The sequence below is a fragment of the Gluconobacter albidus genome (assembly GCF_002005485.1).
GTDB lineage: Bacteria > Pseudomonadota > Alphaproteobacteria > Acetobacterales > Acetobacteraceae > Gluconobacter > Gluconobacter albidus.
In genome coordinates this window covers 1,054,420-1,074,143 of record NZ_CP014689.1, presented here as the reverse complement: position 1 = coordinate 1,074,143, position 19,724 = coordinate 1,054,420, and the positions used below count along the sequence as shown (strand labels likewise).

Below are 19,724 nucleotides of genomic sequence, written 5' to 3'. Positions count from 1 at the left end.
TGGTTTCCGGTCCGATTGACCATCCATGACATCCTGGAGAATTTCATGTCTGGCACAACATCTCAGGCGCCTCCCCGGCCTCTGAATCCACCTCCGGCACAACCGCAGAAACTTCAGCCGCTTTATGTGCTGTCGTGGTTCCTGTGCGCGCTGTTCTACTTCTATCAGTATGCCATCCGCTCCGCTCCTGGGATCATGCAGGATGAACTGACGCAGGCCTGGGGCAACAGCCATCTCGGTTTGATGATTGCATCCTATTATATTGTCTACGCGCTGATGGCTTTGGCTGTAGGTGTGCTGCTGGACCGGTATGGCGCGCATGCAATCATGCCGATGTTCATTGCCGTAACCGGCGTCGGATGCCTGATTTTCGGTCAGGGCAGTCTGGTCGCCGGGATTGGTGGTTACATCATTCAGGGCATTGGCGCGATCTGTGCTTTTGTGGGCGCTTCTTACGTTGCCGCGCGTTATCTTCCAGCCCGGACACTGGCGCTTTTCGTGGGTTTAACCCAGTGCATGGGCATGGCAGGAGCCGCATTTGGCTCCAAGCCGACCCGCATCCTGATTGATCCGCACGGCTCGTTCCACATTCCCTGGCAGTCTGTCTGGCTGGGCTTCGGCGCTATCGGCCTTCTGCTTGCTGTTGCCGTCTTTTTCGTCATGCCGCGCGATACGGGAGACAGCGACCATCATCATGGCGACATGTCCGTTGCCAACCTGATGCGCCCGTTCAAAATCATTTTCTCCAATCCGCAGAGCTGGATCGCAGGACTTGCCGGTGGTCTGCTGTTCGTCCCGACAACGATTGGCGCACTGGGTTGGGGGGCGCTGATGCTGAGCAAGGGCGAGCATACGACAATGGGTTTTGCGGCCACGGACGTCTCGATGGTCCCCATCGGGTGGGTCATTGGCTGCCCGCTTCTGGGCTGGATTTCCGACAAGATCGGTCGCCGCAAACCTGTTCTGATCGGCGGCGCGGTGGTTCTGCTGGCGGCCTCGCTCTGTGCCCTTTATGTCCCGGTCGGGGTGCTGCCGCACTATTCCGTAGCGCTGGTCATGGGGATTGCGTCAGGTGCTGCCATGATCCCGTTCTCTTCGATGAAGGAAGTCAATCCGCCAGAGGTCAAGGGAACGGCCGCAGGCGTCATGAACTTCCTTGTTTTCGGGACGACCGGGATCATGTCCCCGCTCGTGTCCGCCCTGATGGGCAAGACTGCGCCGGAAACGATGGAGCAGTTCCATACGGCCTTCCTGCCCCTGGTCATCGGGATCGGAATTGCCATCGGTCTGGGCTTCTGTCTCAAGGAAACTGGCTGGAAAGTGCGCAAGGCATCCTGAGTGTTCCAGACAGACTGAAAAAACGAAAAACGGCCCATCTTCATGGGCCGTTTTTTTATGCGCGTTACTTTCCGGCAGTCTTTTCAAACGCTCCGGCAATCGTCAGCGTCACATCATCGCCGACATAGGGGACATATTTCTTTACCCCAAAATCGCTCCGATGGATTGTTGCCTGTGCCTGAAAACCAACCGTATAGGCTTTGTCCATCGGATTGACGCCGGCTCCCACGAAATGGACGTGCAGAACTTCCGGATGCGTCACGCCATGCAGCGTCAGATTCCCGGTGACCAGCGCTTCATCCGCGGCGGTCTGGCGAACCTGTGTGGAGACGAACGTTGCCTCCGGATATTTCGCAACATCGAACCACTCGCTGTTCTTGAGTTCACCCGTCAGAACCGTGCTGGTGGTCGAGACGCTTGAAACCGGAATGGTCACGTTCAGATGCGAGGCATCGGGATGGGCCGAATCAAGCTGGAGCGTTCCCGTAACGCCAGAGAACTGGCCGGAATAATAGGTGAAACCAAAATGCAGGACGGAAAACCCGATCTGCGTATGGCTGGTCTCGACCGAATAGGCACCTGACGGCACGCTTGCTGGCGTGGCGGCGAAAGCGCTGGAAGACAGAAGTGCCGCGGCGAAGACTGCGCCGGCGTTCTTGAAAAAATATGTGTTCATGGGCTTGCGATCTTTCATATGTGTGAAGGTAAAGGCGTCAGCCAAACCGGAAACCGGAGAGGGCTTTTCCCATGATGACATCGCTATAATCACGATGCCCTGCATCAGTTCCCGCCGCACCGGCGGCAAACATCAACGGCAGGAGATGCTCCGGCTCAGGGTGGCAATCATGTGCGAAAGGAGCACGCTCCCAGTCCACAAGGCGACTTCTGCGAAGGTCGGAAGGCGCTTCAATCGCGTTCTGAAGCCAGGTATCAAACGCGACGGACCGGGCATCTGACACAGCATCCGGCCGCATCAGATAACGCATGTTATGATACGTCATGCCGGTGCCCAGCAGCAGGATGTTTTCGGTCCGCAAAGGCTCCAGAACCTGCCCAAGCTGCAGGACATCCGCTGCGCCCATCGTTCTGGGAAGAGAAATTTCCACAACCGGGACACTGGCGTCGGGAAATGCCAGCATGAACGGAATGAACACCCCATGATCCAGCCCCCGCTCCGGGTCTGCGGCGCAGGAAACACCCGCAGCGCTCAGAAGACCGAGCACCTTCGCTGCGACATCAGGCGCACCCGGCACGGGATATTCAAGCTGATAGGTGTGAGGAGGAAAACCGTAATAGTCATAGATCAGCGACGGATGAGGCGCCGACCCGACACGCATCCCGTCCGTTTCCCAGTGCCCGGACATGACGACAATCGCATCCGGCCGACGGGGAAGCGTTCCACTGACAGAGCGAAGATAGGCTGCCATGCGGTCCCATGTGCTTCCCCATTCCATGAAGAAGCATGGGCCACCGCCATGCGGCAGAAAGAGAACAGGCTGTCGGCTCTCCTGATTTTCCTGCAACATCTTCACAACCTCCCTCTTTATTCGGCAAAACGGATGTTGCCACCCTCTCCGGGAAAGAATAATTCCCTGTTTTGGAAAATGATCTGACACCAGGAGTGTGAGATAAATGCTTGATCGTTTCGCCAGCATGCAGGTGTTTGCAAAGGTTGTGGCTCAGGGAAGCTTTTCCGGAGCTGCCCGCTCGCTTGGCCTTTCGCAGACGATGGTAACGAAACACATCGCGGCTCTGGAAAGCCGGCTGGGCATCTCGCTCTTTCATCGCAGCACCCGCAGGCTCTCGCTGACGGAACCTGGACGTCTGTTGCTGATCCGCGCCCAGAAGATCCTCACGGATCTTGAAGACATGGAGCAGGAAGTCTCGGCCGAAAATCAGGAACCCCGGGGCGTTCTGCGACTGAATGCGCCGGTCTCGTTCGCTATCCGGCATGTCGGCCCGATCATGCCGCAATTCAGCCAGCGCCATCCCCTCGTTACGGTTGAACTCGGACTTGATGACCGCAGGATTGATCCGATCACGGAGGGGTGGGACCTGACCCTTCGTATCGGGCGAATGCCGCCAAGCGCATTACGCTCGCGCCCGCTGGCTCAGATAGATTTCGTGGTCTGTGCCGCACCATCCTATCTCAAACGGCATGGCACGCCTCACACCATCGCCGAACTTCAGGAGCATCAGTGTCTGGGCTACACCCTGGGCCAGGAGATTGGCGCGACCCGCTGGAGTTTTGGCCCCAAAGGCGAACGGACTGTCATGGTCAGCGGGCCGATGAGCGCCAATAATGGCGATATTCTGCGAGAGGCCGCCGTTGCGGGACAGGGGATCATCTATCAGCCGCTTTTCATCGTTTCGGAAGAACTGAAATCCGGCAGGCTGGTGCCCCTGTCACTGGACGTGCCCACGATGACAGGGCCGGAACTGCACGCAGTGTATGCCCCGACACCCCATGTCCCGCTCAAAATCCGGGCGATGATTGATTTTCTGCTGGAACAGTATGGGCCGGTCCCGCCCTGGACACTCTGACGGAACCGGCAAAGACGGGTTAGTGAACAGTCGAAGGCGCGGTTTTCTGACGGATCGCAGCGAATTCCGAACCAGCATTCCACTGCGGCCAGTCATGCGAAAACGCCACGTCATGTCCGACTTTCCAGACGGCCCAGACGTCCTGCGCAGCGCCCCTGACATCCCAGTCCGGGCTCCAGGCGTCGCAGGCCTGATGGTAGCAGGCCATGTAAGCCGTCAGCCATTTGCCGCCTGCTTCCGTCCCACCTTTCACGAGATCGAACTTCCCGGCCATGTCCATCACCGCAAGAACCGGCACACCCGCGCGTGCGAACGGCAGATGATCGGCGCGGTAAAACGCCCCGCGTTCTGGCATCGCTTCCGGCTGGGTCGTGCGTCCCTGAAGCGATGCCGCAGCCGCAAACTGGTCCTGCAGGGTGTTCTGACCTGCGCCGATAATGAAGGCGTTATGCGCAGGGCCGGCCATCTGCAGGACATCCATCGTCAGGTTGGCCGCGGTCTTATCCAGCGGGGCCAACGGATGGGCCACATACCATCCTGAACCCAGCAGGCCCCGCTCCTCGCCCGTCCAGGCGGCGAAACGGACCGTCCGATCGGGTTTCGGCCCTGCCTTAAAAGCACGGGCGATTTCAAAAAGCGCGGCAATGCCGGAGCCATCGTCAATCGCACCCCGCCTGATGACCGTATTGCCCTGCGCATCCGTGCTCTTGCCGTAAGCATCCCAATGGGCACCGAACATGACCGTCTCATCCGGATATTTCGCCCCCGTGATCTTGGCGAGCACGTTCTGGCTCTTGAGGCGGTCAACCGTGACCGGAAGATCGGCCGAGAATGCCGTATGTTTTAGCGTGACCGGCCGGAAATCCTCCGAGCGTGCCTTGATGCGAAGCGTTTCAAGATCCAGCCCCGCCTGCCGGAACAGTGCATTCGCGGCTTTGCCCTCAAGCCAGCCCTGAACGGGTACGGGGCGGCTTTCGCTCGCCGCATGTTCCACATCATAGGCTTCACCACCCGGCGCGATCACGGTGCTCCACGGATAGGAAGCGCCAGCCGTATCATGGACGATCAAAGCCGCAACGGCACCACGGCGGGCCGCTTCCTCGTATTTATAGGTCCAGCGGCCGTAATACGTCATGGTTTTTCCGCCAAAACGTCCTGAAACGGGCTCGCCGGGGGCGGCATCGAAATCAGGGTCGTTCACGAGGAAAATCGCGACCTTGCCCTTGAGATCCACACCCTTGAAATCATCCCAGTGGCGCTCCGGCGCATGGACACCGTAGCCGACAAAAACCATTGGCGCATTTTTGACGGCCAGCCGATCCTCGGGCAACAGGGTCGAGAGGTAGATATCCTTCATCTGAGCAAGAGAAAGCGTTTTGCCGCCAGTCCGGGCCGCAACAGATCCCGTCGCACCTGTTCTGGTTCGAAGCATGGGGACATCCTGCGTCCATCCGCCATTTTCGCCCGCAGGCTCAAGTCCCAGCGCCTTGTATTGTTCGATCAGCCAGGGAATCGTAACCTTCTCCCCTTCCGTTCCCGGAGCACGGCCTTCAAACCGGTCCGAAGACAAAACCTTCATTGCTTCCGACATCCGCGACGGACTGATATCTGCTGAAGGATCAGCGTATCCCGCGACGGGATTCAGCAGACCGGCCGTCAGCGCGGTGGCAAGAAAGAGAATGCGGCGGGAAAAGGTTTTCTGCTTCATGACAGGCATTACTTTCATTGGGTATTTTGAGACTGTAAGGCCGGGTTCCCGGTCTTGATAATGTCGCGATCCAGCCGATCACGACGGATATAGACGCTCTTTTCAACCGGATCCCGCTGATAGTCGTGCGCGAGAACTTTCAGAACGCAGGGCATGTAATCCGTTGCGCTCCATCGTCCCCAGACACGGTAATCATCAAAATATATAACGGGAGGAAGATCAGCGGAGAGATCCACACACAAATCGCGCTTATATTCAAACCATGGGTGGCGGGCATAATCTGCTTCCCATGGAAGATATTCATGATATTTTCTCATGGAGAGGCGACCTGCATAAATATAGACATCCGGATTATATGGAATAACCAGAATACGCTCCTTCGGATCGGAGTATTTCTGGATAACTTTAACAAAGCCGACATCCGTATTCTCACGAATTGGATGAAAACCGACCTCCCGCTGCTGCTCACGGTTCATTGCATAGGGGGAAGACGTTGCCTGCCGCAGGCCCGCGACAAACATGATGCAGAACAATGCCGCAATCAGAACGCCTATGGTCTCGCGCGACTGTGCAATCCGTATCACCATGAGAACGCAAAGCGTAAGGGCGCCCATGACGAATGTGCCGTCCTGAAAGCCCATCGCCCCACGCACCTGTGTCATGAGCACAGCGCCCAAGAATAACAGTACGGCCAGCCGGTGCCGGGATGCCGCAAAGAGAAGGATATCCCCACAATAGAAACAGATCGTAGCCAGAGACTGGACAAGGGCGGCCTGTTGAAACGACGGTATGAGGCTTCGGGCCAGCGGTCCCGGACCGACGTCGATATAGGGGGCATAATAGAACTGGTTTGCAATGAAGTGATAGGCGATCATCCCCCCCAGATCACCATAAAGCAACATCCAGAACAGACAGACACCAATTGCGACCCCGCCCCCGGCGAGAAGGTGAGGAACAGCCTTTCCGTATCCGGGACGGCGTACAGCCAGAACAGACAAGCCCATCAGGACAACAGTTGGAGCAAAGGAATAGGCTGTCAGAGGCAGAAGAGCGAGGCAGGCGCCCCCGCATCGCGCCTGCCATCTCCCAATGTCTTCTCCCAGCAATAGCGGGAGAGCTACCAGCGCCGTTACACAGCCGAGAAGATCCCCGCCAACAGTCCAGTAGCTGTCCATGTTGAAAGCCTGAACCGTCCACTGAGCAGCCATCGCGGCAAGCCACATGCCAACGGCAAGAAACCGGGCAGAATTTTTCTGAAGTACCGGAGAATAGAATACTGCAAGGGCAGTTCCTATCGTACAGAGGATAGGAACAAGACGCATCAGATACGCGTGACGGAAGTCGGCAAACAGACCGACACTCCAGGACAGAATGAAAATCAGGGGGCCATGAGCGTCAATGTAGTCCCGATACAGGATATCACCTTTCGCTATGGCCAATCCACCCAGCATATGTCCGGACTCATCTCCGAAAGATGGTGCTCCGAGGCCATAGAACGCTTTAAGGCTGAAATACAGTACACCCAGAAATGCCAGAAGCGGACCGCAAGACGACATGACATTCATTCTGCGCATCAATATCGTCTGCTCCTGAGTCCTGTATGAAAAGTCAGGAAGAAAATTGTAATTTCTTCCCGACCGCGATTACTTGCCCGATTCAGACACAAGACCACGATGAACAAGCATCGGGGTGATGTCAGGATCCTTGCCGTAGAAGGCTTTGAACATCGGGCCGTAATCCATCGTATGCCCCTTTGAGAGGATCATGTCGCGAAAGCGCTGTCCATTCTCACGCGTCAGACCGCCGTGATCCTGAAACCAGGCAAACGCGTCCTGATCCAGCATTTCCGTCCACAGATAGGCGTAATAACCAGCGGAATAGCCATTGGACCAGATATGCAGGAAATCGCTGGAACGATAACGCGGGGGAACGGCTGCAACGTCCAGCCCCGTGCCGTTCAGCGCTTCGCTTTCAAATTTATCCACATCCTGACGCGGAGCCGAGGCTGGCAGGCCGTGCCATTTCATATCCAGTTCGGCTGCGGCGACGATTTCACCAAGTGCATAGCCCTGATTGAAATGCGCAGCCTTGCGGATTTTCTCAACCAGCGCTGCCGGCATCGGAGCCCCAGTCTTGTAGTGGCGGGCGTAATGCGACAGGACCTTCGGATCCAGCGCCCAGTTCTCGTTGAACTGGGACGGAAACTCCACGAAATCCCGTGCCACGCTGGTGCCGGAAAGCGACGGATACGTCTGGTCCGCAAACAGGCCGTGCAGGGCATGGCCGAATTCGTGGAACATGGTCGTCACATCATCGGAGGTGATGAGCTGCGGCTGACCTGGAGCGGCCTTGGTGAAGTTGGCAACGTTATAGATGACCGGCTTCGTTCCCAGCAGCTTCGACTGCCCGACAAAGTTGGACATCCAGGCACCGCCCGACTTGTTATCCCGCTTGAAGTAATCGAAATACATCAGACCAAGCGGAGAACCGTCCTTGTCATGAACTTCGAAGACCATGACATCCGGCTGATAAGCAGGAATGTCCGTCCGCTGCTGAAATGTAATGCCATAGAGCTGATTGGCAGCGAAGAACACGCCATCTGTCAGGACCGTTTTGAGTTCGAAATACGGTTTGATCTCATCCTGATCGAGATTGTACTTCGCACGGCGTACCTGACCGGAATAATACTCCCAGTCCCAGGGCTTCAGATCAAACCTGCCGCCATCCTTGCGAATGGTCTCCTGAAGAACCGCTGCTTCGCGTTTCTGTTCCGCAGCTGTTGCCGGGACAAGCTGCTGCATGAAGTTTTCAGCGGCTTCCGGCGTCTTGGCCATCTGGTCATACAGGGTATAGGCAGCAAAATTCGGATATCCGAAAAGTGCGGCTTTCTGTGCCCGAAGCTGCGCCAGTTCAGCAATCGTGGCGCGGGTGTCGTTCTCATCTCCCTTTTCCGCCCGCGTCCAGCTCTGGTCAAAAAGGGCCTTTCGCGTATCGCGGTCGGTCAGGGATGAGAGATCAGGCTGCTGCGTCGTGTTCTGAAGCGGGATAACCCACTTGCCCGTGAGTTTGCGCTCCTGCGCAGCCTTGGCGGCGGAGGCGATCGCATTCGCGTCCATACCCGCCAGCGCTTTCTCGTTATCCACGACCAGCGCACCCGCTTTGGCGCTCGCAATCAGCTTCTGCTCATACTGCGTTTCGAGATTGGACAGCCGCGTATTGATCGCACGCAGCTTCGTTTTGTCAGCCGCAGAAAGCTGCGCTCCGGCATGTACGAACTGCTGATAATAAATATCGAGGAGCTGCGCCTGTTCGGGCGTCAGTGTCAGCTTTTCCCGGCGGTCATAAAGCGATTTCACACGCGCAAAGAGCTTTGCGTTGAGATAGACTTCATCTTCATGAGCCGTCAGACGCGGGGCTTCCGCACTCTGCACCTTGTCCAGCGCATCGTTCGTATTGGCCTGATAGACGCCATAGAACGTCATCTGTACGCGGTTGAGCGTCTGACCTGCCCGCTCCATCGCTTCAACGGTGTTGTCAAAGGTCGGGGCCGCGCGATTATTGGCAATCGCATTGATCTCGTGCAGATGCTCGGCCATGCCGCGTTCGAACGCCGGGGCGTAGTCGCTGTCCTTGATCTGATCGAAGCGGGGCGCCTGAAAAGGCAGCGTACTTGCCGAAAAAAACGGGTTCGTCGCAGCCGCATGGGCTTCAGCAGAAAGAGAGAAAGCCGAAACCGCAGCAACTGCGGCGAGCCTGAAATTGAAAGCCATGAAATCGCCTGTGACATTCGTGATGGTGTCGAACCGTATGGCCTTCACGACAGATCGTCAAACGCATGCCCCTGCCTTTGGAAAAGGCGCAAAACCAGTCAGTTGGCACTTGACGTCATTTTCTCGTTGGCGCGCGCGAACGCCCCTCCCTAGACCGGGAGAGTGTGTTGGCACAGCCGCCTTAGGAGCGGTGTTTTCTTAGTCGGAGGCAATAATGGACTGGACATCGCTGTTCCAGACAATCCTGCCCTATCTGCCCGCCAGATATGCTGGCGATATCGTTTCAATCGTAACTTTCCTGGTCGCTGCGGCCGCCCTGGCTCTTCGCTTCTGGAAACCCCCTGCCAGCACGTCAAAGCTGTTGCCGCTCTTTCAGATCGTCAGCGCCGTGGCGCAGGCCAAAGGCTGGAACACCAGCGCATATCAGCCGGGGTCGAAAGCAATCATGGTTCCGGTCGGTTCCTCGCGGGCCAATGACTCCGCAAAACTCGGACTGGACGTGGCCTCGACACATCCCAAGGCCGGTGAGGTCCCCAGACGTACCGACTGATTTTCGAATTTTTCCTTCAGATATTTTCATTGATCGCAGCCGCCTTCGGGGCGGTTTTTTTATGTGTGGAGCATTTAATGATTCGTAACCGTCTTATTGCCCTGGGCCTTGGCACCGTTCTTCTCGTTTCCATGAGCGCCTGCACCACAACCGCGAACACGGCCTCGTTCAACACGAGCGCCCTGAGCAACGATGCCGCAGCCATTGCCTACGCGGTTCAGGCGATCGAAAGCATTCCCGAACTCGAAAGCCACCTGTCCGCCAAAGACAAGGCGGAGTTCGACAACCTGATCGCCCAGATCAAGAGCGTCTCGGCACAGGTCGCGGCCAATTCGAATGGCACGATCACCATTGCCACCGGCAAGGACTGGGCCAAGAGCCTTGGAACGGATCTTCAGACCCTGCTGGCCATCGCAACGCCCATCGTAAAGGCCTACTCGCCGTCAACCGCAGGCTACATGTCCACGGTTGCTGCCATGATTCCGCTGGTCGAAGCCCTTGCTGGCGTAACGACCGCTCCTTTCGCCGCTCCGGCAGAAACGCCGGAACTGATCCGCGCCCGGATCTATCAGGGCGTCTGAGCCTCAATCCAACAGTCCCCATACGGGAGCGGTTCACCTGAACCGCTCCTCCCAGATGTTTGTGTTTCCCTGCCGGAGTTCCCCATGTCCCGATGCCTTGGCAAGCTTACCCCCAGACATGACCCACGTACCTATCGTCTCGCCCCGATGCTGGCCTCGCGCCTTCCGGCAGTTCCAGCGGAGAAAGACTGGTCCACAGGCGTACCCTACCAGATGTGGGGAAACGACCGCTACGGATGCTGCGCCTTCGCAGCCCAGGCCGCTCTGACAGCGACATGGACCCATGCCGCACAGGCACTGGTCGTGCTGCCCACAAGCATGGTGCTGAACAATTACGCAGCCGTCACCGGTTTTGACCCACAGACAGGTGCACGGGACAACGGGACAGTCCTGCTGGACGAGCTGAATTTCTGGCTGCGCGAGGGCCTTCACCGCCCTGGCCAGACACTGGACTACCTGACCGCCTATGGCACGATCGATCCTCAGGACTGCGATGGCATCCGGCGCGGCATCTGCTATCTGGGCGGCGTACTCGCAGGCGTTCAGGTTCCGCAGGGGTTCATGGATCTGCCCCTGGGCGCCACGTGGGACTGGAACGCCATTTCCAACAGAACCCCGGTGGGTGGTCACGCGATTGCGCTTGTCGGCTACGATCCTGAAGGGCTTTTCTTCAATACATGGGGGACGCGGACCTTCATGCCGTGGGACACGTTCAAGAAGATCGCCGACGAAGCCTACGGTCTGCTGTCGCGCCAGAACTGGCTCTCCATTCCCGGAACATCTCCCAACGGGGAGACGTTCGACACGCTTCTGGCAGAAGTGCGGGGCGTATGAGGAATGGATCGCCCTTGCGGGTATTTTCAAACGGGAGCGGAGAGACCAAGCGCCTTTCCCGCGGCCGTGGCAACGTCGTGCCGCAGCTTCACGACGCTATGGCCGCCTGAAGGATGGACCCGGTTCGTCAGGATCAGCACATAGCTGTCACTGTCCGGATCAATCCACAGGGATGTGCCGACGAAACCGGTGTGACCAAAGGAGCGCCGGGAAAATACGTCACCACGAGGGGAGGAATAATGGGTGTCGATATCCCAGCCCAGCCCCCGCAGATCCGTTTTCCCGGCCGGCTGTTGCGGCGTAGTCATAAGTACGAGCGTTTCCTGCCGCAGCGGGAAACGGCTCGGACGTCCTTTCAGCCGATCCAGAAGCGCCTGCGCGTAAAGGGACATATCCTGCGCGTCCGAGAAGAAACCGGCATGTCCTGCCACACCTCCCATTCTGCGCGCTGTCGGATCGTGAACCACGCCGCGTAACATGACGCCCTGTTCGTCATACTGGGTCGGAGCAATGAGCGGTCTCAGACTGGAGGACGGAAGGTAGCCGGACTCCGTCATTCCCAACGGATCAAGGATATTGACCTTCACATACTGATTGAGCGGCACCCCGCTCAGCTTTTCCACCAGCAGCCCCAGCATAATATAATTGATGTCGCTATAAACGAATTTTTCGCCGGGCTGATTGATCAGAGGCGACGTCATGGCGCGTCTCACGCCTTCGGCCTTGCCAGTCCACGGATCGTTCAGCGGCACATCTGGCGGTAGACCGGAGTAATGGGTCAGCAGCATGCGGATGGTGATGTTACCTTTGCCGTTACATGCAAATTCCGGAAAATACCGGCTGACCCGCTCATCCAGACCCACCCTGCCCTGCTCGACAAGCTGCATCACCGAAAGCGCTGTCATGGTCGGCTTGGTCAGGGACGCCATATCGAAGTGCGTATCCCAGCTCAGAGGTTCCGGAACTGGGACAATGGCGCGCTTCCCATACATGAACCGGTGCACGATTTTTTCGTCATGTCCAATGACGACAACAGCACCCGGCGCTTCCCCTTGTCTGACGGTATCACGAACCAGAACATCCACCGCCTCGAAAGACGGCGTCGGCCGCGCACAGGCCACGACCTGGCTGACGCAGACAGCTGCGCCGCCCAACAGGACGTGACGCCGTTTCAGAGAACCATATTTCGCTTCGGCGCGCCTGTCTGACATATTCCTGCTTTCCCCGCTCCTGATCTGGAGCGTGAAGACTAGCTATTTTTTACGAATACGCAACAGAATGGGACAGAGAGTAGCATCGGTCATGGTATGGGAAAATTTTCTCCTGTATGACGCTGCTTAATTCTAAAAATCATTCTTCATTGCGAGTATTGTTTTGCTTGAAAAACGTCTGGTTTTTACGCCATCCATGAATAGGGTTGCAGTTTACACGCTGTCATTGGTGTTCGGTTTTTTCCAGGCTCTGCAATGCTTTCCCGCGGCGTTGATTGGTTGACACATCCCTAGCCATGCCCGAGTAGAAGAAGGAGACTTCATCCAACATATCATCGGGCAGATCTATTTCCTGCAGCAAGGATGGCATTCGCCACTACTACTAGACCAGAAGCTGGATGCCCCTTTCGGCACCAATATTGCCATGACGGACAGTATCCCTCTGGAAGCCCTGCTTCTCAAAATTATTCATCCGCTTTTTCCGGACATGCTCAGGGAATTACGCTCTACCTTGCGCTTTGCTGGACAATGCAACCGGTCTGTGCGGTTTTTGCACTCCGATCTCTGGGCGAAAAACGTCTGCTGCCTGCACTTGCAGCCGCAGTCTTCGCGGCCTGCTTTCCGACCTTCCTCTGCAGGATCGGACATGCAGCCCTGTGCGGACAGTGGATCCTGTTACTGGCGATCGGCCTCTATTTCAGGGCGACGCGACCTGGCGCAGGTTCCGGTCCGATCTGGCTTCTGGCTCTTCTGAACACCCTGACACTTCTGATTCACCCCTATCTCATGGTTCCGCGTCTTCTCGGAATTGCGCTCCTTAGCCTCAGAGTCACCGGACTGGATTGAAAGCTCTTGGGACCGGGCACGACCCTGCCCGGTCTGCCGTCTCAGTATTTGCGCCGCAGGACGTAAATTGGACGCTGCTTCGTCTCCATGTAAATGCGACCGATATATTCCCCCAACATTCCGATACTGATGATCTGAACACTGCTGAAAAAGATGATGGCCACAAACAGGGACGCGTAACCTGGCACGGAATTGCCCCAGAGTATCGTGCGAAAAACAATGAAAATTGCATAAAAAATGGCCAGAACTGCGCCGAGCGTTCCCAGATACGTCCACAACCGTATGGGAGCGGAAGAAAAACTGGTAAAACCTTCAAGGGCAAAATTCCACAGCGAATAACCAGAGAATTTTGTCGTTCCCGCAGCACGGGGCGCACGTACGTAATCAACGGTGACTGTCCGGAACCCGACCCACGCAAACAGACCTTTCATGAAGCGCTGGCGTTCGGGAAGTTTGCGCAGGGCTTCAACCACACAGCGGTCCATCAGGCGGAAATCACCCACATTCTCCGGAATCCGGATATGGGCGAGCCGGTTGTGCAGAGCGTAAAACCATGCGGCGGTTTTGCGTTTCACCATGCTGTCACTGGACCGATCAACCCGCTTGCCAAGCACGACCTCCGCCCCCTCACGCCAGGCCTGTACCATCTTGGGAATGACTTCAGGTGGATCCTGAAGATCCGCGTCAATGATAATGACGGCATCCCCTGTCGCCGCATCGAGACCGGCTGTCAGTGCCGCTTCCTTGCCGAAATTGCGAGATAGTTCAAGAACCCGGAACCTCCGGTCGTCTTCCGAAAGCCTGATCAGTTCCCGCAGGGTGGCATCACTGCTGCCGTCATCCACACAGACAATCTCCCAGTCTGTCTCGGCCATGCCGTCGATAACAGGCAGGATACTTCTCGCAAAATGACCAATAGCGGCTTCTTCATTGTAGAAGGGGACAATCAGGGAAAGCTGGCTGGCCATACAGGTCTTCGGATTCCAAATCGTGAACATATGATTCTATCAGAAATATCCTGACAGCAAGCAGGTTTCATTTCAGTCAAATCACAGAAATAACCAGAAAAACATACTTTATGCTCTCCGACCAACAGGAGCATTGATCTTTCCCCTGCAACCGATAAGGTATTACCCAAGGCAGTCATCTACCTTACCCTTGATATTTCGCCCACCAGATTTCCATTTTTCTTGCAGACCCAGGGGATGTCAGGACCGGAAATGCAGAGTCCATGACAGACAAGACCGATACAGGACCGAATTTGAACCCATCGACAAACGCTCCGCAATGGCGTCTTGAAGGTGGAGAGAATTCCACTGTCATGGTGCTGAGCGGAACATGGCAGGCTCGGGCCGGCACAATTCCGGTTTTTCCGAAAGACGGACTACCAAAAACTCCAGAAGGGCATCTGTCGTTTCAGACCTCGGGCATTCAGGCGTGGGACACGGGGCTGATCGCTTTTCTGTGGGATCTCAAACGTGTTGCGCATGACGCTGGCATCAGTCTCGAGATGCAGACATTGCCTGGCCCGATGCGTCAGCTTCTGGAGCTTTTGCCCGAGGCTCCGGACGATCCCGTCCACCACAAGCCTTCCCGCATCCCGTTTCTTGAAGCCTTGGGCCGCCGTTCCATCGCCTCCATGACGGAAGTCGGCGTAGTGTCCGAGCTCGCGGCACTGACGGCGAAAGGGGCCGTTCAGACCGTTCTGGGGCGCAGCCGGATGCGCCTGAGCGATCTTCTGGCTAACACCAGTGATGCGGGTCCCTATGCCCTGCTGATTGTCGGAATCGTCAATTTCCTCATCGGTGCAATTCTCGCATTTGTCGGAGCCGTGGAACTCCAGAAATTCGCAGCTGGCATCTATGTAGCCAGTCTGGTCGGTATTGCGATGGTGCGAGAAATGGCTGCCGTCATGACCGCCATCATCATGGCCGGGCGCACGGGCGGTGCCTATGCCGCGCGGATTTCCACCATGCAGGGCAACGAGGAAATCGACGCACTAAATGTCTTTGGCATTCAGCCTTCGACCTATCTGATCCTGCCTGCTGTCCTGTCCCTTATCATCACGATGCCGTTTCTTTACCTGTATGGATGCCTTATCGGGATGCTGGGCGGCTTTGTCGTATCCATTTCGATGCTCGACATCACGGCAGCTGGCTATTTTCACCAGACGATCACGGCCTTCGGGATCGGTCAGTTCATATTCGGTTTTGTCAAAAGCCTCGTTTTCGGCGCGTTCATTGGCCTGACAAGCTGTCGGATCGGCCTGAAGGCCGGACGCTCTGCTGCGGATGTCGGCATTGCCGCCACACGGGCCGTGGTTGTCGGCATTGTGGGTGTCATCGCCATTGATGCAATCTTCGCCGTCATCGCCGATGTTCTGGGAATCTGACCGCCATGCCTGACCAGACCGTCCTGTCCCTGCGCGATGTCACACTCTCCTTCGGGCCGAAGGTCATCCAGAAGAACATCTCGCTCGATGTGCGCAAAGGCAGCATCTTCGCTGTCATGGGGGGCTCAGGCTGCGGCAAAAGCACCCTGCTCAAAAGCATGATCGGCCTCCTGCGACCGTCCGCCGGTGAATATCGTGTCGGGGACGAAGACTACTGGGCCGGAAGCGACGCCCATCGCACCGATCTGAACCACCGCTTCGGCGTCCTGTTCCAGAGTGGCGCATTATGGAGTTCCATGACCATTGGCGAGAACATTGCGCTGCCTTTGCAGATGTTCACGGACCTCAAGCCCCCCGTCATCCGTCGCCTCGTGGAACTCAAACTGGGTTTCGTCGGCATGTTGCAGGCGATTGATCTTTATCCGTCAGAAATCAGCGGTGGCATGCGCAAACGCGCCGGTCTGGCGCGCGCCCTCGCCCTCGATCCGGACATTCTGTTTTTTGACGAACCCTCCGCAGGCCTCGATCCGATCACGTCCGCCCGCCTCGACGACCTGATTCTGAACCTGCGGGACGGCCTTGGTGCAACAATCATCATCGTCAGCCACGAACTGTCGAGCCTGTTCCATATCGCCGACGACGGCATCTTTCTGGATGCCAAAACGAAAATTCCCATTGCCCATGGCTCCCCCAGAGATCTGCGCGATACCTGTACGGACCCACAGGTGCATGCCTTCATGCACCGCGAACGCGACGACGAAGAAGGAAATACGTAATGAACAGGCAGGCTCTTGTCGGTGCTTTCGTCCTTGGAGGGACAGGCCTCCTCGTCGCAGCCTTTGTCCTGTTCGGCAATTTCCATCCTTTCGCCCGGACGACGAAAGCCGTTCTGGTGTTTCATGGGGCCTCGTCGGGTCTGGCCGTAGGCTCTCCCGTCACATTCCGTGGCGTGCAGGTCGGCGCGGTGGACCGCGTCGTCATTGAATACAATCCCGTCACCAAAGACGCCTATATTCCAGTCTATGTCACGATGCGACCGGACGACATCATCCTGACCAACAGCAGCCACCGTCTTCCCAATCTTGAGGAACTTATCAAGCAGGGACTGCGCGGCGAGATGAACCTCAAGAGCTTCGTTACGGGAACGTCCGAAATCGATCTGGATTTTTCTCCCTCGACCCCTGCGGTTTTCCACCCTGATATCGCCCATGTTACGGAAATTCCGACCAGACAGTCCACCATAGCCGCCATGACGCAGAGCCTTCAGGACCTGCCCCTGAAACAGATCGGCGAGAACGCCGACGCCACACTGGCCTCGGTTCGTCAGCTTTCGGACAAGCTCGACAAAGATCTGCCTGCACTGATCCAGAGCATTCGCGAAACCTCGGACCACAGTCGCGACATGGTCGATGCGACCCGCAAGGCGATAACGGATTTCGAACCTGCCATAACGCGTACGCTTCTCAGTGTAGACCGTCTGGCCAATGCAGGAACGTCGCAGCTTGATGCGCGCGGACGTGAACTGCACGCAGTCCTCCAGAGCAGCAATGAGGCAGTTCAGCAGGCCACGAAAAGCCTCGCCAATCTGGAAAATATGACCTCTCCGCGCTCGGCGGACCGGACCAATCTCGAAGCCAGCCTGCGTGATATCGCCGCTGCGGCCTCGGCCCTGCGCGGGTTCGCCACAGACGTCGAACATAACCCGCAGCTTCTCCTCACGGGACGCCGGCAGTGAGCCGCACCACCCGTCTTTCCCCGTTTTTCCCGGAGACCAGCCCCGTGACACGGCTCATGATACGATCTGCGGCACCTTTCGCCCTTCTGACGCTGGCCCTGCTGTCAGGCTGTGCCGCTCCACCGGTTCAGTTCTATACGCTTGGCGCACCCGCCATCGCCCAGAACAGCAATACCCCCCTCCCCGCTACGGCTCCGGTCCTGAACGTCGCACGCGTCGCCCTGCCGGATTATCTGGACAATCAGGATATCATGACCCGCCACGGCGACCAGCTTGACCGCAGCCCTAATGGGCGGTGGGGAAGCCGCCTGTCGCAGAGCGTGACGGATCTTCTGGCCGCTCGCCTGGGGCAGGACTGGCCCCATTATATCGTCACCACACAGCCACTGGCCGAAACTCCGACGCTCCGGCTTGCCGTCAACATCAACCGGCTCGATCTTGACAGCAACGGTCAAGGCGCCCTGCAGGCCGACTGGGCCGTAGTCCCCTCGGACACCCATCAAGCCATTCTGCGCAGCCGGGGCTCTTTCACCGCACAGGGCTCCGTGGCGACCGATGCGGGCAAGGTCGCCCTGACGCGTGACCTCGTGAAACAGCTTGCTTCCCGGATCGACAGTACGATCCCCCATCCCTGAAAGCCCCCCTTTCACTCGGGCGACGAACGCCCTATTTTCCGTGTCCCTGCGCCCTGAGGCTGCAAGTTCGCGGAGCGCCTGATTGAAAACCCTGCTGACCACTCTGCCGTTTCTGGCCATTAGCCTTATGGGATTTTCCCTTCAGGGGTTTTCCAGGGCCGCTGAAGTTCGGGATACCCTCTCGATCGGTCTGGCGATCGAACCGCCGGGTCTCGACCCCACACGCGGCTCCAGTGAAGCCATCGGAATGGTGACGTACGGCAATATCTATGAGGGGCTGGTGCATCTGGATGAAAAGGGAACCATCAAACCCCTTCTCGCCCGGGACTGGAGTGTTGCGCCGGACGGTCTGACCTACGATTTCACGCTGCATGAAAACGTGCATTTTCATGACGGCACGCCCCTGACCTGCGAAAGTGCAAAATTTTCCCTTCTTCGCGCCGGAGCAGCGGGCAGCACCAATCCGGATAGAGGCACTTTCAGCCAGATTGCCGATATTTCGTGTCCCGACAGCCTGCACGTCCACATCCGTCTCCAGCACCCCTATGGCAGCTTCCTGTATCAGTTGGCATGGAATGACGCGGCCATCCTCTCGACTGCATCCGTAGCCCAGAACATCAGTCACCCGGTCGGCACGGGGCCTTTCGTCTTCAGCGAATGGCAACGCGGCGATCATCTGACACTGAACCGAAATCCGGAATACTGGGGCGCCAGACCCGCCCTGCGCGCTGTCACCTTCCGCTTCATGCCCGACCCGCTTTCGGCCAGCAACGCGCTGCTGGCCGGGGAACTGGATGCCTATCCGTCCTTCCCGTCGCGAGAGATCCTGAGCCGTTTTGCAAGCAACCCGCAGCTTGAAGTCGTCCGGGGAAGCTTTCCCTTCAAGGCCATTCTCGCCCTCAACAATGCCCGCCGCCCGTTCAACGATCTGCGCGTCCGACAGGCCATCGCACAAGCCATTGACCGCAGGGCGCTGATTCTGGCCGTGGCGGAAGGCGACGCGACGCCCCTGCAATCACACATGGCGCCAGACGACCCCGATTACGTCGCCCTGCCCGACCGTTATCCCTACGACCCCGACCATGCCCGCGCGCTTCTGAAGGACGCAGGAATTGCACCCGGCCTGCATCTGACGCTGGCGTTTCCGCCCATCGGTTATGCACGCGACAGCAGCGAACTCATCGCCGCCTACCTGGAACAGATCGGCGTCAACGTAACGCTCCAGCCCGTGGAGTGGCCTGCATGGCTCAGTCAGATTTACGGACAGGGCGCTTTCGACATGACCGTCATCGCCCACACCGAGCCACACGATATCGCAATCTATGACCGCAAACAGGTCTATTTCCACTATCACAGCGCAGTCTTTCACGACCTTCTTCAACGATACGAGGCCACGGCAGACCCTGCTTTGCGGCATGAACTTTCCGCGCAGATGCAGACACAGCTCGCACAGGACGAACCGAACGTCTTCCTGTTCTCGATCCCCCGTGAGACCGTCCTGAACCGCCATCTCAACGGCCTGTGGACCAATCAGCCCATCGCAGGCTGCCCGCTGGGCGGCGTCTTCTGGGAGCCATGAC

Annotated in this window: 18 protein-coding genes; 11 read left to right on the top strand and 7 right to left on the bottom strand. The window is 57.5% G+C overall.

Features of this window, described 5'->3' with window-relative positions; translation table 11 throughout:
- Window positions 1-45 precede the first annotated feature (45 nt).
- Window positions 46-1,338 carry an MFS transporter gene (locus tag A0U94_RS04780; RefSeq protein ID WP_077803851.1) on the top strand — a complete coding sequence of 431 codons (1,293 nt, stop codon included), beginning with the start codon at window positions 46-48 and terminating at the stop codon, window positions 1,336-1,338.
- A 64-nt stretch (window positions 1,339-1,402) separates the two neighbouring features.
- Here the strand turns inward: A0U94_RS04780 and A0U94_RS04775 are convergent, their stop codons facing one another.
- Window positions 1,403-2,014: a YceI family protein gene (locus A0U94_RS04775; protein ID WP_077802601.1), complete on the bottom strand. Its 612-nt coding sequence runs from the start codon at window positions 2,012-2,014 to the stop codon at window positions 1,403-1,405.
- Between the two features lie 37 nt (window positions 2,015-2,051).
- On the bottom strand, window positions 2,052-2,864 hold the full coding sequence (locus A0U94_RS04770) for a DODA-type extradiol aromatic ring-opening family dioxygenase (RefSeq protein ID WP_077802600.1): 813 nt from the start codon (window positions 2,862-2,864) through the stop codon (window positions 2,052-2,054).
- A gap of 106 nt (window positions 2,865-2,970) precedes the next feature.
- On the opposite strand from A0U94_RS04770, the gene A0U94_RS04765 reads away from it, so the two are divergent.
- On the top strand, window positions 2,971-3,882 hold the full coding sequence (locus tag A0U94_RS04765; protein WP_062028882.1) for a LysR family transcriptional regulator: 912 nt from the start codon (window positions 2,971-2,973) through the stop codon (window positions 3,880-3,882).
- A gap of 19 nt (window positions 3,883-3,901) precedes the next feature.
- On the opposite strand, the gene A0U94_RS04760 is transcribed toward A0U94_RS04765, so the two are convergent.
- From A0U94_RS04760 to A0U94_RS04745, 3 genes are all read right to left on the bottom strand, one after another.
- Entirely contained in the window at window positions 3,902-5,590 is a 1,689-nt protein-coding gene (locus A0U94_RS04760; RefSeq protein ID WP_077803850.1) for a M28 family metallopeptidase, read from the bottom strand.
- 14 nt (window positions 5,591-5,604) lie between these two features.
- Window positions 5,605-7,164 carry a hypothetical protein gene (locus tag A0U94_RS16040; protein ID WP_244178069.1) on the bottom strand — a complete coding sequence of 520 codons (1,560 nt, stop codon included), beginning with the start codon at window positions 7,162-7,164 and terminating at the stop codon, window positions 5,605-5,607.
- Window positions 7,165-7,233: 69 nt separating this feature from the next.
- Window positions 7,234-9,360, bottom strand: a complete 2,127-nt coding sequence (locus A0U94_RS04745) for a M3 family metallopeptidase (protein ID WP_077803848.1) — start codon at window positions 9,358-9,360, stop codon at window positions 7,234-7,236.
- 214 nt (window positions 9,361-9,574) lie between these two features.
- Here A0U94_RS04745 and A0U94_RS04740 point away from each other — a divergent pair, with 214 nt between their 5' ends.
- From A0U94_RS04740 to A0U94_RS04730, 3 genes are all read left to right on the top strand, one after another.
- Complete coding sequence (locus tag A0U94_RS04740; RefSeq protein ID WP_062107663.1) at window positions 9,575-9,910, top strand: hypothetical protein; 336 nt, start codon at window positions 9,575-9,577, stop codon at window positions 9,908-9,910.
- Window positions 9,911-9,987: 77 nt separating this feature from the next.
- On the top strand, window positions 9,988-10,491 hold the full coding sequence (locus A0U94_RS04735) for a hypothetical protein (protein ID WP_077802599.1): 504 nt from the start codon (window positions 9,988-9,990) through the stop codon (window positions 10,489-10,491).
- An 84-nt stretch (window positions 10,492-10,575) separates the two neighbouring features.
- A complete protein-coding gene (locus A0U94_RS04730; RefSeq protein ID WP_062028877.1) occupies window positions 10,576-11,325 on the top strand; it encodes a C1 family peptidase in 750 nt (249 codons plus the stop codon).
- A gap of 26 nt (window positions 11,326-11,351) precedes the next feature.
- Here the strand turns inward: A0U94_RS04730 and A0U94_RS04725 are convergent, their stop codons facing one another.
- Complete coding sequence (locus tag A0U94_RS04725; RefSeq protein ID WP_077802598.1) at window positions 11,352-12,536, bottom strand: serine hydrolase domain-containing protein; 1,185 nt, start codon at window positions 12,534-12,536, stop codon at window positions 11,352-11,354.
- A gap of 363 nt (window positions 12,537-12,899) precedes the next feature.
- Between A0U94_RS04725 and A0U94_RS04720 the strand changes: the two genes are divergently transcribed.
- Entirely contained in the window at window positions 12,900-13,382 is a 483-nt protein-coding gene (locus A0U94_RS04720; protein WP_244178068.1) for a DUF6311 domain-containing protein, read from the top strand.
- Window positions 13,383-13,423: 41 nt separating this feature from the next.
- Here A0U94_RS04720 and A0U94_RS04715 read toward each other — a convergent pair whose 3' ends face one another.
- Window positions 13,424-14,350, bottom strand: coding sequence for a glycosyltransferase family 2 protein (locus A0U94_RS04715; protein ID WP_077803847.1), 927 nt, complete (start codon window positions 14,348-14,350; stop codon window positions 13,424-13,426).
- A 263-nt stretch (window positions 14,351-14,613) separates the two neighbouring features.
- Here A0U94_RS04715 and A0U94_RS04710 point away from each other — a divergent pair, with 263 nt between their 5' ends.
- The 5 genes from A0U94_RS04710 (at window position 14,614) to A0U94_RS04690 (ending at window position 19,723) form a co-directional block, all read left to right on the top strand.
- On the top strand, window positions 14,614-15,774 hold the full coding sequence (locus A0U94_RS04710) for an MlaE family ABC transporter permease (RefSeq protein ID WP_077802596.1): 1,161 nt from the start codon (window positions 14,614-14,616) through the stop codon (window positions 15,772-15,774).
- Between the two features lie 5 nt (window positions 15,775-15,779).
- On the top strand, window positions 15,780-16,550 hold the full coding sequence (locus A0U94_RS04705; protein WP_062027634.1) for an ABC transporter ATP-binding protein: 771 nt from the start codon (window positions 15,780-15,782) through the stop codon (window positions 16,548-16,550).
- Window positions 16,550-17,509 carry an MlaD family protein gene (locus A0U94_RS04700; protein ID WP_077802595.1) on the top strand — a complete coding sequence of 320 codons (960 nt, stop codon included), beginning with the start codon at window positions 16,550-16,552 and terminating at the stop codon, window positions 17,507-17,509. Before A0U94_RS04705 ends, A0U94_RS04700 begins: the two co-directional genes overlap by 1 nt.
- Window positions 17,510-17,553: 44 nt before the next feature.
- Window positions 17,554-18,144, top strand: a complete 591-nt coding sequence (locus tag A0U94_RS04695; protein ID WP_244178067.1) for a PqiC family protein — start codon at window positions 17,554-17,556, stop codon at window positions 18,142-18,144.
- 82 nt (window positions 18,145-18,226) lie between these two features.
- Complete coding sequence (locus tag A0U94_RS04690) at window positions 18,227-19,723, top strand: ABC transporter substrate-binding protein (RefSeq protein WP_244178066.1); 1,497 nt, start codon at window positions 18,227-18,229, stop codon at window positions 19,721-19,723.
- Window position 19,724: the final 1 nt, after the last annotated feature.

What these genes read in the sequence shown, in the direction of transcription:
- A0U94_RS04780 (WP_077803851.1), top strand. Translation starts at nt 46, where the DNA reads ATGTCTGGCACAACATCTCAGGCGCCTCCCCGGCCTCTGAATCCACCT.
- A0U94_RS04775 (WP_077802601.1), bottom strand. Translation starts at nt 2,014, where the DNA reads ATGAACACATATTTTTTCAAGAACGCCGGCGCAGTCTTCGCCGCGGCA.
- A0U94_RS04770 (WP_077802600.1), bottom strand. Translation starts at nt 2,864, where the DNA reads ATGTTGCAGGAAAATCAGGAGAGCCGACAGCCTGTTCTCTTTCTGCCG.
- A0U94_RS04765 (WP_062028882.1), top strand. Translation starts at nt 2,971, where the DNA reads ATGCTTGATCGTTTCGCCAGCATGCAGGTGTTTGCAAAGGTTGTGGCT.
- A0U94_RS04760 (WP_077803850.1), bottom strand. Translation starts at nt 5,590, where the DNA reads ATGAAGCAGAAAACCTTTTCCCGCCGCATTCTCTTTCTTGCCACCGCG.
- A0U94_RS16040 (WP_244178069.1), bottom strand. Translation starts at nt 7,164, where the DNA reads ATGCGCAGAATGAATGTCATGTCGTCTTGCGGTCCGCTTCTGGCATTT.
- A0U94_RS04745 (WP_077803848.1), bottom strand. Translation starts at nt 9,360, where the DNA reads ATGGCTTTCAATTTCAGGCTCGCCGCAGTTGCTGCGGTTTCGGCTTTC.
- A0U94_RS04740 (WP_062107663.1), top strand. Translation starts at nt 9,575, where the DNA reads ATGGACTGGACATCGCTGTTCCAGACAATCCTGCCCTATCTGCCCGCC.
- A0U94_RS04735 (WP_077802599.1), top strand. Translation starts at nt 9,988, where the DNA reads ATGATTCGTAACCGTCTTATTGCCCTGGGCCTTGGCACCGTTCTTCTC.
- A0U94_RS04730 (WP_062028877.1), top strand. Translation starts at nt 10,576, where the DNA reads ATGTCCCGATGCCTTGGCAAGCTTACCCCCAGACATGACCCACGTACC.
- A0U94_RS04725 (WP_077802598.1), bottom strand. Translation starts at nt 12,536, where the DNA reads ATGTCAGACAGGCGCGCCGAAGCGAAATATGGTTCTCTGAAACGGCGT.
- A0U94_RS04720 (WP_244178068.1), top strand. Translation starts at nt 12,900, where the DNA reads ATGGCATTCGCCACTACTACTAGACCAGAAGCTGGATGCCCCTTTCGG.
- A0U94_RS04715 (WP_077803847.1), bottom strand. Translation starts at nt 14,350, where the DNA reads ATGGCCAGCCAGCTTTCCCTGATTGTCCCCTTCTACAATGAAGAAGCC.
- A0U94_RS04710 (WP_077802596.1), top strand. Translation starts at nt 14,614, where the DNA reads ATGACAGACAAGACCGATACAGGACCGAATTTGAACCCATCGACAAAC.
- A0U94_RS04705 (WP_062027634.1), top strand. Translation starts at nt 15,780, where the DNA reads ATGCCTGACCAGACCGTCCTGTCCCTGCGCGATGTCACACTCTCCTTC.
- A0U94_RS04700 (WP_077802595.1), top strand. Translation starts at nt 16,550, where the DNA reads ATGAACAGGCAGGCTCTTGTCGGTGCTTTCGTCCTTGGAGGGACAGGC.